18 protein-coding genes are annotated in these 14,151 nt (G+C 61.7%); 10 read left to right on the top strand and 8 right to left on the bottom strand.

Going from position 1 to position 14,151, the window contains the following annotated elements:
• The first annotated feature begins 91 nt into the window (after window positions 1–91).
• On the top strand, window positions 92–214 hold the full coding sequence (locus ACLH1I_RS21020) for a hypothetical protein (RefSeq protein WP_046620780.1): 123 nt from the start codon (window positions 92–94) through the stop codon (window positions 212–214).
• On the opposite strand, the gene ACLH1I_RS21015 is transcribed toward ACLH1I_RS21020, so the two are convergent.
• Window positions 174–290 (bottom strand): hypothetical protein, encoded by a 117-nt coding sequence (locus tag ACLH1I_RS21015; RefSeq protein ID WP_046620779.1) that lies wholly within the window; start codon window positions 288–290, stop codon window positions 174–176. The two genes, ACLH1I_RS21020 and ACLH1I_RS21015, sit on opposite strands and share 41 nt — an antisense overlap.
• On the opposite strand from ACLH1I_RS21015, the gene ACLH1I_RS21010 reads away from it, so the two are divergent.
• The gene (locus ACLH1I_RS21010; RefSeq protein WP_198079994.1) at window positions 265–681 is read left to right on the top strand and encodes a GNAT family N-acetyltransferase; all 417 of its coding nucleotides are present in this window, start codon (window positions 265–267) and stop codon (window positions 679–681) included. The two genes, ACLH1I_RS21015 and ACLH1I_RS21010, sit on opposite strands and share 26 nt — an antisense overlap.
• Before the next feature lie 738 nt (window positions 682–1,419).
• Here ACLH1I_RS21010 and ACLH1I_RS21005 read toward each other — a convergent pair.
• Window positions 1,420–2,067 carry a TetR/AcrR family transcriptional regulator gene (locus ACLH1I_RS21005; protein ID WP_017900760.1) on the bottom strand — a complete coding sequence of 216 codons (648 nt, stop codon included), beginning with the start codon at window positions 2,065–2,067 and terminating at the stop codon, window positions 1,420–1,422.
• A gap of 80 nt (window positions 2,068–2,147) precedes the next feature.
• On the opposite strand from ACLH1I_RS21005, the gene ACLH1I_RS21000 reads away from it, so the two are divergent.
• Window positions 2,148–3,641 (top strand): MDR family MFS transporter, encoded by a 1,494-nt coding sequence (locus ACLH1I_RS21000; RefSeq protein WP_062914065.1) that lies wholly within the window; start codon window positions 2,148–2,150, stop codon window positions 3,639–3,641.
• Here ACLH1I_RS21000 and ACLH1I_RS20995 read toward each other — a convergent pair.
• A complete protein-coding gene (locus ACLH1I_RS20995; RefSeq protein ID WP_004205115.1) occupies window positions 3,638–4,552 on the bottom strand; it encodes a LysR substrate-binding domain-containing protein in 915 nt (304 codons plus the stop codon). The two genes, ACLH1I_RS21000 and ACLH1I_RS20995, sit on opposite strands and share 4 nt — an antisense overlap.
• Before the next feature lie 95 nt (window positions 4,553–4,647).
• On the opposite strand from ACLH1I_RS20995, the gene ACLH1I_RS20990 reads away from it, so the two are divergent.
• Window positions 4,648–5,280 (top strand): pyridoxamine 5'-phosphate oxidase family protein, encoded by a 633-nt coding sequence (locus ACLH1I_RS20990; protein WP_049093059.1) that lies wholly within the window; start codon window positions 4,648–4,650, stop codon window positions 5,278–5,280.
• Window positions 5,277–5,747 (top strand): DUF1348 family protein, encoded by a 471-nt coding sequence (locus tag ACLH1I_RS20985; RefSeq protein WP_004205113.1) that lies wholly within the window; start codon window positions 5,277–5,279, stop codon window positions 5,745–5,747. Before ACLH1I_RS20990 ends, ACLH1I_RS20985 begins: the two co-directional genes overlap by 4 nt.
• 20 nt (window positions 5,748–5,767) lie before the next feature.
• Here ACLH1I_RS20985 and ACLH1I_RS20980 read toward each other — a convergent pair whose 3' ends face one another.
• On the bottom strand, window positions 5,768–6,304 hold the full coding sequence (locus ACLH1I_RS20980; RefSeq protein WP_004205112.1) for a carboxymuconolactone decarboxylase family protein: 537 nt from the start codon (window positions 6,302–6,304) through the stop codon (window positions 5,768–5,770).
• Between the two features lie 118 nt (window positions 6,305–6,422).
• Here ACLH1I_RS20980 and ACLH1I_RS20975 point away from each other — a divergent pair, with 118 nt between their 5' ends.
• The 3 genes from ACLH1I_RS20975 (at window position 6,423) to ACLH1I_RS20965 (ending at window position 9,143) form a co-directional block, all read left to right on the top strand.
• Window positions 6,423–7,328 carry an AraC family transcriptional regulator gene (locus tag ACLH1I_RS20975; RefSeq protein ID WP_017900756.1) on the top strand — a complete coding sequence of 302 codons (906 nt, stop codon included), beginning with the start codon at window positions 6,423–6,425 and terminating at the stop codon, window positions 7,326–7,328.
• 126 nt (window positions 7,329–7,454) lie between these two features.
• A complete protein-coding gene (gene nlpA, locus ACLH1I_RS20970; RefSeq protein WP_017900755.1) occupies window positions 7,455–8,264 on the top strand; it encodes a lipoprotein NlpA in 810 nt (269 codons plus the stop codon).
• 24 nt (window positions 8,265–8,288) lie between these two features.
• Window positions 8,289–9,143: a DMT family transporter gene (locus ACLH1I_RS20965; RefSeq protein ID WP_004205109.1), complete on the top strand. Its 855-nt coding sequence runs from the start codon at window positions 8,289–8,291 to the stop codon at window positions 9,141–9,143.
• On the opposite strand, the gene ACLH1I_RS20960 is transcribed toward ACLH1I_RS20965, so the two are convergent.
• Complete coding sequence (locus ACLH1I_RS20960) at window positions 9,133–9,693, bottom strand: NUDIX hydrolase (protein WP_048326072.1); 561 nt, start codon at window positions 9,691–9,693, stop codon at window positions 9,133–9,135. The genes ACLH1I_RS20965 and ACLH1I_RS20960 overlap by 11 nt on opposite strands.
• Window positions 9,694–9,859: 166 nt before the next feature.
• Here ACLH1I_RS20960 and ACLH1I_RS20955 point away from each other — a divergent pair, with 166 nt between their 5' ends.
• Both ACLH1I_RS20955 and ACLH1I_RS20950 read left to right on the top strand, forming a co-directional pair.
• On the top strand, window positions 9,860–10,639 hold the full coding sequence (locus ACLH1I_RS20955; RefSeq protein WP_151629184.1) for an MBL fold metallo-hydrolase: 780 nt from the start codon (window positions 9,860–9,862) through the stop codon (window positions 10,637–10,639).
• Window positions 10,640–10,660: 21 nt separating this feature from the next.
• The gene (locus tag ACLH1I_RS20950; protein WP_004205105.1) at window positions 10,661–11,614 is read left to right on the top strand and encodes a GlxA family transcriptional regulator; all 954 of its coding nucleotides are present in this window, start codon (window positions 10,661–10,663) and stop codon (window positions 11,612–11,614) included.
• Here the strand turns inward: ACLH1I_RS20950 and ACLH1I_RS20945 are convergent.
• The 3 genes from ACLH1I_RS20945 to ACLH1I_RS20935 form a co-directional block, all read right to left on the bottom strand.
• On the bottom strand, window positions 11,611–12,660 hold the full coding sequence (locus ACLH1I_RS20945; protein WP_198079996.1) for an NAD(P)-dependent alcohol dehydrogenase: 1,050 nt from the start codon (window positions 12,658–12,660) through the stop codon (window positions 11,611–11,613). The genes ACLH1I_RS20950 and ACLH1I_RS20945 overlap by 4 nt on opposite strands.
• 154 nt (window positions 12,661–12,814) lie before the next feature.
• Complete coding sequence (locus ACLH1I_RS20940; protein ID WP_004205103.1) at window positions 12,815–13,105, bottom strand: putative quinol monooxygenase; 291 nt, start codon at window positions 13,103–13,105, stop codon at window positions 12,815–12,817.
• Between the two features lies 1 nt (window position 13,106).
• Window positions 13,107–14,114, bottom strand: coding sequence for a zinc-binding alcohol dehydrogenase family protein (locus tag ACLH1I_RS20935; protein ID WP_004205102.1), 1,008 nt, complete (start codon window positions 14,112–14,114; stop codon window positions 13,107–13,109).
• Window positions 14,115–14,151 lie beyond the last annotated feature (37 nt).

Raw genomic sequence — 14,151 nt, 5'->3', positions numbered from 1 at the left:
CTGAACGTGATTGTTATTGTGTCTCCGCTGAAGCCAACCTCTTCGGCCTTCAGGAGGTGAAAAGCGCATCTCCTCTAGTTTTGTAGTGAGAATGATTATTCTCATTTTTCTCCATTATACGATCCGCCGCGATAATGGAAAGGTTTTTTTGCTTACTTTTAGAACGCAAAAAATTAAGGCAAATAATCATGGAGAAAATAAGAATATTTTGTGAAAGTGGAGAGGGAAAATAACCATTCGGCATCGCAATACTGGAGATAGTTAATGACACTAATCATTACAAAAAGCATTAATCCCGACGATCAACAAGAATTGCTTGCCGGTCTGCGGCACTATAATCAGCAGTATCTCGATGCGGCGCAGTTTGGCGATCTGGGGCTTTACTCCCGCGATGCGCAAGGGGTGATGCAGGGCGGGCTGATTGCCAAACGCAAAGGCAACTGGCTGTGTATTGAGTATCTGTGGGTCAGCGAGGCGACCCGCGGACGCGGGCTGGGAAGCGAGCTGATGCAGGAGGCGGAGCGGCAGGCGCAGGCGCTGGGCTGCAGCCATCTGCTGGTGGATACCTTTAGCTTCCAGGCGTTACCGTTTTATCAGAAATTAGGCTATCAGTTGCAGATGTCGCTGCCCGACTTCCCGCACGCGGGGATGCAGCGTCACTATTTGTCGAAAGCGCTGTAACGATCCTGATATCGCCGGGCGGTCAGGTACCGTACCTGTGATTGTGCCGGATGGCGGCATAAATGCCTTATCCGGCCTACACCGTTCTCCCATAGTTTCGCCCCACCCAGGACCGGCAAGCGCAGCGCCGCCGGGCAGGATATCAGGCACGTCACCTGTATTCTTGCCGGGTGGAGCCTGTCGCCTTACCCGTCCTGGGGTTCGTGCGACCTGTTGTTAATTTAACCACTTGCGCGACTGAAACTGCCGGTGCTGGCGGCCTCAAAATCGCTGAGACGTTCCCGGAAGGCCGGGGCAGCCCGCATGGATGCGGGCTGAGGGCCGTGTTTTGCATTGACGCTGCCTCGGCCCGACCCGAAGCCTGCAGGGATAAGTCGAAGGCACCGCGCAGCGGCGATTTTGCTGGCCGGAGCCCGGGAGTACAGGGGGCGGCGGCGACTGGCCGCCCCCTGTGCGCTCCCTGCTCCATAAGAGACATAACGCAGAAGATCAACCGGGAGCGCAATCTGCCCGGACATAACACGGGAGTGGTAGCCCTGCTAAACGTTGTGGCCCTGCCAAACATAGTGCTAAGAGGGACATTTCCGGTTGTGCCGTTATTTCTCCGGGTGGCGGCTGCGCCTGACCCGGCCTACGACTGTAGCCCTGCTAAGCGTAGCGCGAGCAGGGAAAATCCCGGATGGCGGCGCGTGGCGCCTTATCCGGGCTACAAAAGCTTTTGCCGGGCGGCGGCTGCGCTTAACCCCCGACGCCGTGGCCCATCAACGCCAGCGCGTGGCTGACGATGGTCTGGCGGTTGACCGCCTGTAAACGCGGATCGCTGTGGATGCGCGAAAACGGCACCAGCACCAGGCTAATCACCGTGGTAAACAGCAGCTCCGGCGACAGCGCCGGGTTAATCTTGCCCTCCAGCTGCCAGCGGCGCACTGCCTCCAGCATCACCTGAAAACGCTCCTCGCCGAAGCGGGCATCCATATGCTGACGCAGGATCGGCATCTCGCCGATGATCTCCTGCATCCACAGCGGCGCGAACCAGGCGTTCTTCTCCGCCATATGCGCCAGCGTTTCGACCATCATCGTCAGCGCCAGCACCGGGTCCTGCGGATGGTCGACAAAGATGCGGCTGATGTGGTTGCGCAGCGGCATAAAGCGCTCCTCAATCAGCTGCGTCACCAGCGCATCCCGCGAACTGAAATAGTAATGCAGCATCGCCGGCGTTACCCCGGCCTCTTTGGCGATGGCGTTCAACGACACGCGGGCCGCACCGTCGCGGGCAAACAGCGTCAGGGCGATGTCCATCAGCTGTTCGCGGTTGGCGGTACCCGATTTTTTTCCACGCGGTCGCCCCGGGCGGCGGGGGGCATTCTGATCCTTTTGTGCTGTCATGATATGGCGATCTCTTGACCCGACTCATTCTTTCACTAAATATTAATTATGCATTTAATTAATTTCAAGCGAGCGTTGTGATGACTACTCAAGTCGCAAACCCACCGGTGCAGTCGATACGCCTGCTGTTTGGCGCCTTACTGCTGGTGATGCTGCTCTCCGCGCTGGATCAGACCATTGTCTCCACCGCGCTGCCGACGATTGTCGGCGAACTGGGGGGGCTGGACAAGCTTTCCTGGGTGGTCACCGCCTATATCCTCAGCTCCACCATCGCGGTGCCGCTGTACGGTAAATTCGGCGATCTGTTCGGCCGCAAAATCGTGCTGCAGGTGGCGATTGGGCTGTTTCTCGTCGGCTCCGCCCTCTGCGGGCTGGCGCAAAACATGACCCAGCTGGTGCTGATGCGCGGCCTGCAGGGGCTCGGCGGCGGCGGCCTGATGGTGATCAGCATGGCGGCGGTGGCCGACGTCATCCCGCCCGCCAACCGCGGCCGCTATCAGGGGCTGTTCGGTGGCGTTTTTGGCCTGGCGACGGTGATCGGCCCGCTGATCGGCGGCTTTCTGGTGCAACACGCCTCCTGGCGCTGGATCTTCTACATCAATCTGCCGCTGGGCCTCTTCGCGCTGCTGGTGATCGGCGCGGTATTCCACAGCAGCAGTAAACGCAGCCAGCATCAGATTGACTGGCTGGGAGCGATTTACCTCAGCATGGCGCTGTTGTGCATCATCCTGTTTACCTCGGAAGGGGGCAGCGTCCATGCCTGGAATGACCCGCAGCTGTGGTGCATTCTGGCCTTCGGCATCGTGGGTGTCATCGGCTTTATCTACGAAGAGCGGATGGCCGCCGAGCCGATTATTCCGCTGTCGCTGTTCCGCAACCGCAGCTTCCTGCTGTGCAGCCTGATCGGCTTCGTCATCGGCATGTCGCTGTTCGGGTCGGTCACCTTCCTGCCGCTCTATCTGCAGGTGGTGAAGGAGGCAACCCCCACCGAGGCCGGGCTGCAGCTGATCCCCCTGATGGGCGGCCTGCTGCTGACCTCGGTTATCAGTGGGCGCATTATCAGCCGGACCGGTAAATATCGCCTGTTTCCGATCCTCGGCACCCTGCTTGGCGTGACCGGCATGGTGCTGCTGACCCGGATCACCATTCACTCGCCGCTGTGGCAGCTGTACCTGTTTACCGGCGTGCTGGGGGCGGGTCTGGGGCTGGTGATGCAGGTGCTGGTCCTGGCGGTGCAGAACGCGATGCCGGCGAAGCTGTACGGCGTGGCCACTTCCGGCGTGACCCTGTTCCGCTCGATCGGCGGCTCCATCGGCGTGGCGCTGTTTGGCGCGGTGTTCACACACGTACTGCAGAGCAACCTGCAAAAGCTGTTGCCGGAAGGCGCGGTACTGCCGCCGGGAATGAATCCGGTGGCGGTGCAGCACCTGCCCGCGGATATCCGCCTCGACTATCTCGACGCCTTCGGCGCGGCGATCCACGCGGCGTTCCTGATGGCGGCCGGCATTATGGCGGTGGCGTTTGTCCTCTCCTGGCTGTTAAAGGAGGCGCCGCTGAAGACCGCGACGCACTAAGCGGCCCCGGCGATGCGCAGCAGCGCCTGACGCAGCGCCGGCGCGGCAAAATCGATAAATTTTCGCAGCTTAAGCGGCGCCAGGTCCCGCGCGGTATACAGCAAATGGACCGGCGCCGGTTCCGGCTCGACGCGTTCCAGCAGCAGACGGAGCTCACCCTGTCGCAGGCCGTCCAGCGCCTGATAGTGCAGTAAGCGAGCTACGCCCACCCCCAGCCGCGCGGCATCAGCAGCGCTCTCCGGCGTGGTGACCGATAGCGCCGGCGGCAGATTAATTAGCTGGTCCTCGCGCTCAGCGGCGCGAAAGCGCCAGCCGCGATAGGGCATCGGCGATTCAATACGGATGATCGGCAGCGCCGCCAGATCGCGCGGCCGCTGCGGCTCGCCGTATTTCGCCAGCAGCGCCGGATGGGCGCAGGCCACAATGCGCATCCTGCCGAGGCGGGTGGCCACCATGCTGCTGTCCGCCAGGTCGCCAATCCGCACCGCCAGATCGATATGGTCGCCCACCAGGTCGGCGTTACGATCGCTGAGCAGCAAACGGACGCGAATTTGCGGGTAACGGGCGATAAATTCAGCGATCACCGGGAGAACGTGCTGGCGTCCAAACATCGTCGGCGCAGAGATCACCAGCTCGCCTTTCGGCTCCTGATACTCGCCCGTCGCCTGGCGCTCGGCGTTTTCCACCTCCTCGAGGATCCGCCGCGCGGCGGCGACATAATCGACCCCAGCGTCGGTGAGCGTCAGTTTGCGGGTGGTCCGCGCCAGCAGGCGCACCCCCAGCGCGTTCTCCAGCTCGCCGATATGGCGGCTGACGGTGGTCAACGGCATATTCAGCGCCCGCGCCGCCGCCGACATACTCCCCAGCTCGGTCACTTTCACCAGCAGCGCCATCGCGCTTAATCGATCCATTATTCTCCCGATTTTTGGAAAGATGATTGCCACTAAATCAGTATTATCATTTTTCGCAGTACAGTCCATGATGGCGCCAGACAACAGGAGGCGCTATGGCAGCAACCTTTCTCGATATCGCCATCACCCCGGACGTGATGGATGTGCAGCATGAAATGGGCAGCGACCAGCTGTGGCAAACGCCGCATAGCCGCCGCCAGGCCGACCGCTTCGGCGACAGCGAAGCGGGGATGATCGCCACCCGCGACAGCTTCTATCTGGCGACGGTGTCGCAGAGCGGCTGGCCCTATGTCCAGCACCGCGGCGGCCCGCCGGGGTTTCTGCATCTGCTGGATGACACCACCCTGGCGATGGCGGATTTCGGCGGCAACCGTCAGTACATCACCACCGGCAACCTGCGCGGCAGCGACCGGGCCTGCCTGTTTTTGATGGATTATCCACGCCGTGCCAGGCTGAAAATCTACGCCACCGTCGAGGTCCTGGCGGCAGTGGACCACCCGCAGCTGCTGGCGCAGGTGGCGCCGGCCAACTATCGCGCCCGCATTGAACGTCTGTTTCTTTTTCATTTGCAGGCGTTTGACTGGAACTGCCCGCAGCACATTACGCCGCGCTACAGCGCGCAGCAGGTGGCGGAGTACAGCCAGAACCTGCAGCAACGTATTCATGACCTGGAGCAGGAGAATCAGCGCCTGCAGCAGCAATTAGTTCGCAGAGGAGAGTCAGCATGACCGAACAACGTCCCCCGTTACCGCCGTTTACCCGCGACAGCGCTATCCAGAAGGTTCGCGCCGCAGAAGATGGCTGGAACAGCCGCGATGCCGAAAAAGTCGCTCTGGCCTACACCGTGGACAGCGAATGGCGCAACCGCAGCGAGTTTGTTCACGGCAGAAGGGAAATTGTCGAATTCCTGCAGCGAAAATGGCGCAAAGAGCAGCAATATCGGCTGATTAAGGAGCTGTGGGCATGGCAGGAAAATCGTATCGCCGTGCGCTTCGCCTACGAGTGGTGCGACGACAGCGGCAACTGGTTTCGCTCGTACGGCAATGAAAACTGGGAGTTTGATAAGCATGGACTGATGCAGACGCGCTACGCCTGCATCAACGATCTGCCGATCGCTGAAAGCGAGCGCCTGTTCCACTGGCCCCAGGGGCGTCGCCCGGACGATCATCCGGGGCTCAGCGATCTGGGGCTGTAAAACCGGCGCTGCGCGACGGATTAATCGGCTTTCGGGAAGTCGACCACCGTGTCGTTAACCCGGTTCACCATGTTGGTGAACAGGATCGCGCTGATGGCGCTGATAATCTCAATCACCTGCTGGTCGCTAAAACCGGCGTTGCGTAGCGCGGCGACGTCGGCTTCCGGCAGCGTACCGGTGGTGGTGACCAGAGTCTGCGCAAATTTCACCAGCGCATCAAGCTGTGTCTCTTCCGCATACGCCCCGCGGCGCAGGGCGTGGATCTGCTCGCTGCTGAAGCCGGCTTTTTTCGCCATCAAGGTGTGCGCGGCCAGGCAGTAGTCACAACCGGTGGCTTCGCTGACTGACAGATTAATCGCCTCCAGCTGTTGGGCGCTGAGGCTGCCTTTATGGAGCATCGCATTGTGCGCCAGCGCCTGCTGCAACGCCGCCGGCGAGTGGCCGCCGATGGTCAGGTAGGCGTTTGGCACTTTGCCCATCGCTTTTTTGATCCCGGCGAAAATATCGGCAGCTTTGCCGGTGGCGTCTTGTTCACGGATATCAGCTAAACGGCTCATGGTTAACTCCTGTTGTTATCGAGGGTGTGTGTTGGCATTGGGGTCATCTTAGGCCGTTGCCGCATGCTAGACTGGCGGTCTTCGTCTCACCTTTTTGTCTTATCGTCTCAGGAGAAGCATGGACAGTCTCAGTCATCTGCTGGCGCTGCTGGCGCCGCGCTGCGAAGTGAACCTGCACTGTCGCTTCGGCGGCCGCTGGCAGGCCGGGCACCAGCAAATGCGCAGCGGCGTGGTGCCGTGGCACGTGGTGCTGCGCGGTGAGGGGCGGCTTAACGTCGGCGGCCAGACTCATCACCTGCGCGCGGGAGATGTGGTCCTCCTGCCGCACGGTTCGCCGCATCTGATGGAGAGCCTGGTGGAGTGGGGCCAGGTGCTGCCGGTAGCGCACCGGTTTAACGGCACGGTGACGGAAATGCGCGCCGGCCCGGCGGAGGGGGCGCTGGAGATGCTGTGCGGCGAATTTTATTTTGGTCCGCACGTTAGCTGGCTGTTCACTGAGGCATCGACGCTGATCCATCTCCATACCGATACGCGCGAAGACTGCCCGGAGCTGCAGCCGTTGCTTAACATACTGGTCCGCGAAAGCCTGGCGCAGCGTCCCGGCGGCAGCGCTATCGTGCGCAGCCTCGGCGATACGCTGCTGGTGCTGCTGCTGCGCATGCTGCTTGGCGAGCAGCAGCCGCCCGGCGGGCTGCTGCGTCTGATGAGCGATGAACGCCTGATGCCGGCGGTGCTGGCGGTGATGGCGACCCCGGAGCAGCCGTGGACGCTGGAAACCATGGCCGCCCGCGCCTTTCTGTCGCGGGCCACCTTTGCCCGTCATTTTGCCCGCGTTTATCACCTGACGCCGCAGGCGTGGCTGTCGCAGCTGCGAATGGCGCTGGCCGCCCGGCTGCTGCGCCTCGAGCGTCAGACCAACCTCGAGGTGATTGCCGAACGCTGCGGCTTTCAGTCGCTGGCGTCCTTCTCGAAGCGTTTCAAAATGCGCTATGGCGTGACGCCGGGCGAGTGGCGACGGGGCTAGTGCTTCGCTCTGGGGAAGATGATTTTATTTCCGGTTGCGTGGTTTGCTGTTTATTACCCCACCCGAAAGTCGCTATAGTTTTGCACGAAAAAAACAATGACAGTCAGGACGGACAGGGTGAAGAGGATGAGATTACGTTTACGTGCCGCCGCCGCGGTAATGCTGGCGGGTCTGGCGCTGGTCGGCTGCGACCAAAAGAGTAATGAAGCGAAGCACATTAAGGTCGGCGTGATTAATGGCGCTGAACAGGATGTGGCGGAAGTGGCGAAGAAGGTGGCCAAAGAGAAGTATGGTCTGGAGGTTGAGCTGGTGGGGTTCAGCGGCTCGCTGTTGCCTAACGAATCGACCAACGCCGGGGATCTGGACGCCAACGTCTTCCAGCATCGGCCTTTCCTTGAGCAGGACAACAAAGCGCATAACTACCATCTGGTGGCGGTCGGCAATACCTTCGTCTTCCCGATGGCCGGCTATTCGCGCAAGATCAAGTCAGTCGCCGAACTGAAAGACGGCGCGACGATCGCCATCCCCAACGACCCGACCAATCTCGGGCGGGCGCTGCTGCTGTTGCAAAAAGAGAAGCTGATTACCCTCAAAGCCGGCACCGGCCTGCTGCCGACGGCGGTGGATATCACCGACAACCCGCATCACCTGAGAATTATGGAGCTGGAAGGGGCGCAGCTGCCGCGCGTACTCGACGATCCTAAAGTCGACGTGGCCATCATCAGCACCACCTACCTGCAGCAAACCGGGCTGTCGCCGGTTCGCGATGGCATCTTTATCGAAGATAAAAACTCGCCCTACGTGAACATCATCGTGACCCGTGAAGACAATAAAGACGCGGAAAACGTGAAGGAGTTTATGCAGTCGTACCAGTCGCCGGAGGTGGCGAAGGCGGCTGAGACTATCTTCAACGGCGGCGCGGTGCCGGGCTGGTAAGCCAACACACAGGGAGAGGCGCGTATGGTTCGCCAACGGCAGGCTGACCTGCTGCTGATTGCCGCGACGGTGATTGCCGCCTGCGGCTGGATTTTTTCCCGCGAGGCGATCGCCGGCATGCCGGTATTCGCGTTCCTTGGGCTGCGCTTCTTCTTCGCCGCCCTGCTGCTGCTGCCGTTCTGCCGCGGGTTTCGCCCGCAAAAGCAGCACTGGCCAAAGCTCATCATCAGCGGGCTGTGGTTTGCGCTCAACCTCTGCCTGTGGATCTACTCGGTCTCCACGACGGCGTCGCTCGGCGAAGGGGCGTTTATTATGAGCCTGTCGATGATGTTCGTCCCGCTGACCGCGTGGGTGATGATGAAGGTGCGCCCGCCGCGGGCCTGGTGGGAGTGCCTGCCGATCGCGGTAGTGGGCCTGGGGCTGCTCAGTCTGCACATGCCGATAGCCTTCCATCCCAGCCAGGGCTGGTTTTTGCTGACGGCGCTGGTGCAGTCGATCTGGTTCTGTTACACCAGCCGCTGCGCGCGTGAAGTACCGCTGATCCCCCTGACCACCGTGCAGCTGGCGATCACTGGTATCGTCGGGTTGACCATCTCCGCTGCCGTTGAACGCTGGGACCAGCCGATGACCCTACCGACCTTCGGCTGGCTGGTGGCCAGCATTGTCATCGCCACCAGCCTGCGCTTCGGTCTGCAGATGAAGGGGCAAAAGTACGCGGCGGTGGCCAGCGCGGCGATCATTATGGTGCTCGAACCGCTGCTGACGGTCATTGCCGCCGCGCTGTGGTACGGCGAACAGCTGCCGCTGCAGAAAATTATCGGCGGCGTGCTGATCCTCGTGGCCCAGCTGTGGTTCCGCTGGCGAATGCTTAAGCCGTAGCCTGCCCGGTGCGCGGCTGCGCCATCAATTGCAGCAGCGGCACCAGCGACAGCCCGTCCGGCATTTCGCCGCGGGCGATCAGCTGGTTTATCTCCTCAAAGGTAAACCAGCCGGTTTCCATTACCTCATCCTGATCCGCATCCATCCCCACCCAGCGTAAACCGGTAGCCAGCCAGGTGATAAACAGCTGATCGCTGCTGCCGTAGGAGGGGTTGAAGCGAATGATCTCCTCGACGCGTTGCGCCTGCCAGCCGGTCTCTTCCCGCAGCTCGCGCAGCGCGGCCACCGCCGGATCTTCCCCTTCGTCAACGCCGCCAGACGGAATGGCCCACACCACCTTGTCGATCAGGTAGCGGTAGTGGCGAATCAGCAGCACTTTGCCCTCCTGGATAGCCACAACCCCCACCGCCGGGCGGGGATAGTGAATGGCGTAAAAGTCGCGGCGCTCGCCGGGGGCGATATCAATACCCACCTTGCGCATGCTGAACCACGGCGTCTCGGCGATGACCTGCGGGTCGTGCATATCGGCGGCGGTCAGTTTTTTCTTCATCCTGCCACTCCTGTCAAAAATGGAGCCTTCAGAACAACATAGCCGGAGACGGATAGCAATCGCCGCAGGTTGGCCCGATTTCATCGATCCTTGCCCAAATGCCCCTATTGCGCCAGGCTGGTACTCATTACGATGTTCGTCAAATCACCCCCTGAGGAACGCCGACATGAACATCACCCATATCCGTAACGCGACCCAGATTATTGAATACGCCGGGAAAAAGTTTCTGATCGATCCGATGCTGGCGGACAAAGGCGCCTGGCCGGGTTTTCCGGGCACCGCGCGCAGCGAGCTGCGCAACCCGCTGGTGGCCTTGCCTTTTTCCCGCGATAACATTATCGACGTTGACGCAGTGATCGTCACCCACACCCATGACGATCACTGGGACGAGGCGGCGATCGCCGCGATCCCGAAAACCCTGCCGGTGTTCGTCCAGCACGAGGCCGACGGTGCGCTGCTGCGCAGCCAGGGATTCCAGGATATCCGCCTGCTGACGGCAGACAGCGAATTTGCCGGCGTGCGCCTGCTGAAAACCACCTCCGGCCAGCACGGCAGCGATCGCACCTACGCGGTGCCGGCGATAGCCGAACGCCTGGGCGAGGCCTGCGGCGTGCTGTTTCGCCATCCGCAGGAGAAGACGCTGTGGCTGGTGGGGGATACCATCTGGCGTGATGAAATTGCGGCCGACCTGCTGAAGCTGCGCCCGGACGTGGTGGTCCTCAACGCCGGCTACGCCCACGCCATCGGCTTTGGCCCGATTATCATGGGCAAAGAGGATCTCCTGAACGTACACTTCACCCTGCCGGAAGCGAAAATCATGGCTATCCACCTGGAGGCGGTCAACCACTGCCTGGTGAGTCGGGAAGAGATGCGCCAGTATGCGCTGGATAATCAGATTGCCGAGGTCGTGTGTATCCCGCAGGATGGGGAAACCGTGGTTTATTAACGTGCGCAAGGGGAAGGAACGATGAAGCTCACCGACGTGGCGATTGTTGCCGTAGAGGGCTTTAGCCCGTTTCATTACGCCGTTCCCTGCATGCTGTTTGGCGATTCGGTCTCTGAAAACAAACGCTTTAATCTGCACATTTGCGCCGAGCGACCGGGGCTGCTGCGCGCCCGCGACGGCTTCGCGCTGTACGCCAGCGGCGATTACGCCGTACTGGAACAGGCGGATATCGTGGTGGTGCCTTACTGGGGCGAGGTCGACCGGCGCCCGCCGCAGGCGCTGCTTGATAGCCTGGTGCGGGCCCGGAATAACGGCGCGGAAATCGTCGGTCTGTGCCTGGGCGCGTTCGTCCTTGGCTACGCCGGGCTGCTGGACGGGAAACGCGCGGCGACCCACTGGGAGTTTGAGCAGGATTTTCAGCGCCGGTTTCCGCAGGTGCGGCTGGATATCAACGCCCTGTACGTCGATGACCAGCGGATCATTACTTCAGCGGGCACCGCGGCGGCGCTCGACTGTTGCCTCTACATCATCCGCCAGCGTTACGGCAGCCTCGCGGCCAACCAGATCGCCCGGCGGCTGATTGTTTCGCCGCACCGCGAGGGCGGCCAGGCGCAGTTCATCGCTCAGCCGGTGCCGAAAAATACCCGCGATGCGCGAATCAACTGCCTGCTGGATTATCTGCAGCAGCATATTGCCGAGCCGCATAATCTCGATTCGCTGGCCCGGGTGGTGGCGATGAGCCGCCGCAGCCTGACCCGCCACTTCGCCCGGGCGACCGGGATGAGCATCACCGACTGGCTGACCGCCGAACGCCTGCGCCGCAGCCAGAGCCTGCTTGAGGCGGGGGATCTGCCGGTCGAGCAGGTGGCGGAGGCGGTGGGTTATCTCTCTGCCGTCACCTGGCGTCAGCAGTTTAAGGCGCGCTTTGGCGTCAGTCCGACCGAATGGCGGCGTACCTTTCGCCGCGGCGCTTAGCCGCCGAGGGTCGCGCTGTCGATCACGAAGCGGTATTTCACGTCACCCTTGACCATTCTTTCCCAGGCTTCGTTGATCTCATCGCCGCGGATCAGTTCGATATCGGCGACGATGCCGTGTTCAGCGCAGAAGTCGAGCATCTCCTGGGTTTCCGCGATCCCGCCAATCATCGACCCGGCAATCGACCGGCGACGGATGATCAGATTGAACACTTCCTGCGACGGATGCGGTGTGGCCGGCGCGCCTACCAGCGTCATCGTGCCATCGCGCTTCAGCAGCGTGGTGAAGGCATCGAGATTATGCGGCGCCGCCACGGTGTTGAGGATGAAATCGAAGCTTTTGACGTGGGCCGCCATTTCCTCTTCGTTACGCGACACCACCACTTCATCAGCGCCTAGCGCTCTGGCCGCATTACGCTTGGATTCGGAGGTGGTAAAGGCCACCACGTGGGCCCCCATGGCGTGGGCCAACTTGATTCCCATATGCCCAAGGCCGCCGATGCCGGCCACGCCGACTTTTTTACCCGGCCCGGCGTGCCAGTGGCGCAGCGGCGAGTAGGTTGTGATCCCGGCGCACAGCAGCGGCGCGACGGCGGCCAGCTGCGCTTCGGGATGGGTTATCCGCAGCACGTAGTGTTCTTTGACCACGATCTGCTGTGAATAGCCGCCCAGGGTGTGGCCCGGCGCGTCCTGGGTCGGTCCGTTGTAGGTCAGCACCATATGGTCGCAGTAGTTCTCCAGCCCTTCAGCGCACTCCTCGCACTGTTGACAGCTATCGACCATGCAGCCGACGCCCACCAGATCGCCGACGGCGTAGCGCGAGACGGCCTCGCCGACCGCGGTGACCCGGCCCACAATTTCATGCCCCGGCACGCAGGGGTAGAGCGTTCCGGCCCATTCCGATCGCGCCTGGTGGAGATCGGAGTGGCAGACGCCGCAGTAGGCGATGGCGATCTGCACATCCTGCGGCCCCGGTTCGCGGCGGGTGATGGCCATTGATTCCAGCGGTTGGCTGGCGGAGTAGGTACCTATAGCGTTGATCAGCATAGCGAAACCTCTTGATTATATCGGTGTTAAAACGGGCGGACGGAGGTGAGCGTTTTTTGCGCGGTAAGGATAAGCGTAGCCTGGAGCGCCCGGGATGCGAGACGGGTAGCTCAAAGCGTTAAAACCGCTCCTCACCGGGTGAGGAGCAGACTTTTCAGGGGGCGACTGGCGTCAGATAGTCCAGGCGCAGTGGCTCGGCGAGCAGGGAATCCATCTCGCCAATAAAGGCCTGAAAGTAGGGTTGGTCGATATGCTCATCCAGCGCCTGCTGGTCACGCCAGGACTCCCGCATGTAGAAGGTATCCGGCGCGTCGCGCAGCTGGAACAGCGCGTAGTCAAGATTGCCCGGCTCTTGTCTCGTCGGCAGGAGCAGACCCTGCAGGACCTTGCGCAGCGCGTCCGTTTGGCCTGGTTTCGCCTTGAGCACGGCGAGAAGGGTTATCATCTTAAAATCCCTCCAGCACAATCTTGCCCACTGCGCGTCCGGTTTCCAGCTGGCGATGCGCTTTCTGCAGATTGTCGGCGGTGATAGCGCCGTAGTGTTCGCCGAGTGTGGTTTTGATCGTGTGGTTGTCGATCAGGGCCGCCACGCGGGTTAGCAACTGATGCTGGGCGATCATGTCATCCGTCTCAAACATTGAGCGGGTGAACATAAATTCCCAGTGCAGGGACAGGCTTTTGGCTTTCAGCGGCACCACGTCCAGGGTCTCCGGGTCATCAATCAGCGCCAGCTTGCCCTGCGGGGCGAGGGCGTCGATCAGCGCGTTGAAGTGCTGGTCGGTGTTGGTCAGGCTGGCGACATGGGTCACCGCGTTGATGCCGATGCGCGCCAGCTCGTCGGAGAGCGGCTTGCTGTGATCGATAACATGGTGCGCGCCCGCCTCGCGGACCCAGCGTTGGCTCTCCGGACGCGAGGCGGTGCCGATCACCGTCATGGCGGTCAGTTTGCTGGCCAGCTGGGTCAGGATCGACCCCACGCCGCCCGCCGCGCCGACGATCAGCAGCGTGTCGCCCGCGTTGCCGCCTTCCGTGACGCCAAGACGGTGAAACAGCAGCTCCCAGGCGGTGATAGCCGTCAGCGGCAGCGCGGCGGCGGAGGCGTTATCGAGGGTGCGCGGTTTGTGGGCCACCAGGCGCTCATCCACCAGCTGATATTCACTGTTGCTGCCGGCCCGGCCCAGGGCGCCGGCGTACCAGACCTCATCGCCTGGTGCGAACAGCGTCACTTCCTCACCGACGGACTGCACCACGCCAACGGCGTCCCAGCCCAGCACCCGCGGCGTGTCGCCCTGGAAGCCGGCGCGCACTTTGGTGTCCACCGGATTGACCGAGACCGCCTTCACGGCAACCAGCAGGTCACGCCCGTGGGCGGAAGGGACCGGCAGGTCGATCTCGGTTAAAAAAGGGATATTGTCGCCGTCAGCGGCGGCTTGAGTAATGGCGATAGCTTTCATAACTGCTCCGGTCTGTGAATCGGGTGAATAAAGCGAT

The organism is Klebsiella sp. 1SOBk10mer (assembly GCF_046602535.1).
GTDB lineage: Bacteria > Pseudomonadota > Gammaproteobacteria > Enterobacterales > Enterobacteriaceae > Klebsiella > Klebsiella quasipneumoniae.
This window is presented reverse-complemented; position numbering and strand designations above follow the sequence as displayed.

Excerpts from the sequence above, each read along its gene's own strand:
- ACLH1I_RS20975 (WP_017900756.1), top strand. The coding sequence starts at position 6,423 with ATGGACAGTCTCAGTCATCTGCTGGCGCTGCTGGCGCCGCGCTGCGAA.
- ACLH1I_RS20960 (WP_048326072.1), bottom strand. The coding sequence starts at position 9,693 with ATGAAGAAAAAACTGACCGCCGCCGATATGCACGACCCGCAGGTCATC.
- ACLH1I_RS20985 (WP_004205113.1), top strand. The coding sequence starts at position 5,277 with ATGACCGAACAACGTCCCCCGTTACCGCCGTTTACCCGCGACAGCGCT.
- ACLH1I_RS20980 (WP_004205112.1), bottom strand. The coding sequence starts at position 6,304 with ATGAGCCGTTTAGCTGATATCCGTGAACAAGACGCCACCGGCAAAGCT.
- ACLH1I_RS21020 (WP_046620780.1), top strand. The coding sequence starts at position 92 with ATGATTATTCTCATTTTTCTCCATTATACGATCCGCCGCGATAATGGA.
- ACLH1I_RS20935 (WP_004205102.1), bottom strand. The coding sequence starts at position 14,114 with ATGAAAGCTATCGCCATTACTCAAGCCGCCGCTGACGGCGACAATATC.
- ACLH1I_RS20945 (WP_198079996.1), bottom strand. The coding sequence starts at position 12,660 with ATGCTGATCAACGCTATAGGTACCTACTCCGCCAGCCAACCGCTGGAA.
- ACLH1I_RS20950 (WP_004205105.1), top strand. The coding sequence starts at position 10,661 with ATGAAGCTCACCGACGTGGCGATTGTTGCCGTAGAGGGCTTTAGCCCG.
- ACLH1I_RS21015 (WP_046620779.1), bottom strand. The coding sequence starts at position 290 with ATGCTTTTTGTAATGATTAGTGTCATTAACTATCTCCAGTATTGCGAT.
- ACLH1I_RS20955 (WP_151629184.1), top strand. The coding sequence starts at position 9,860 with ATGAACATCACCCATATCCGTAACGCGACCCAGATTATTGAATACGCC.
- nlpA (WP_017900755.1), top strand. The coding sequence starts at position 7,455 with ATGAGATTACGTTTACGTGCCGCCGCCGCGGTAATGCTGGCGGGTCTG.
- ACLH1I_RS20990 (WP_049093059.1), top strand. The coding sequence starts at position 4,648 with ATGGCAGCAACCTTTCTCGATATCGCCATCACCCCGGACGTGATGGAT.
- ACLH1I_RS20965 (WP_004205109.1), top strand. The coding sequence starts at position 8,289 with ATGGTTCGCCAACGGCAGGCTGACCTGCTGCTGATTGCCGCGACGGTG.
- ACLH1I_RS21000 (WP_062914065.1), top strand. The coding sequence starts at position 2,148 with ATGACTACTCAAGTCGCAAACCCACCGGTGCAGTCGATACGCCTGCTG.
- ACLH1I_RS21010 (WP_198079994.1), top strand. The coding sequence starts at position 265 with ATGACACTAATCATTACAAAAAGCATTAATCCCGACGATCAACAAGAA.
- ACLH1I_RS20940 (WP_004205103.1), bottom strand. The coding sequence starts at position 13,105 with ATGATAACCCTTCTCGCCGTGCTCAAGGCGAAACCAGGCCAAACGGAC.
- ACLH1I_RS21005 (WP_017900760.1), bottom strand. The coding sequence starts at position 2,067 with ATGACAGCACAAAAGGATCAGAATGCCCCCCGCCGCCCGGGGCGACCG.
- ACLH1I_RS20995 (WP_004205115.1), bottom strand. The coding sequence starts at position 4,552 with ATGGATCGATTAAGCGCGATGGCGCTGCTGGTGAAAGTGACCGAGCTG.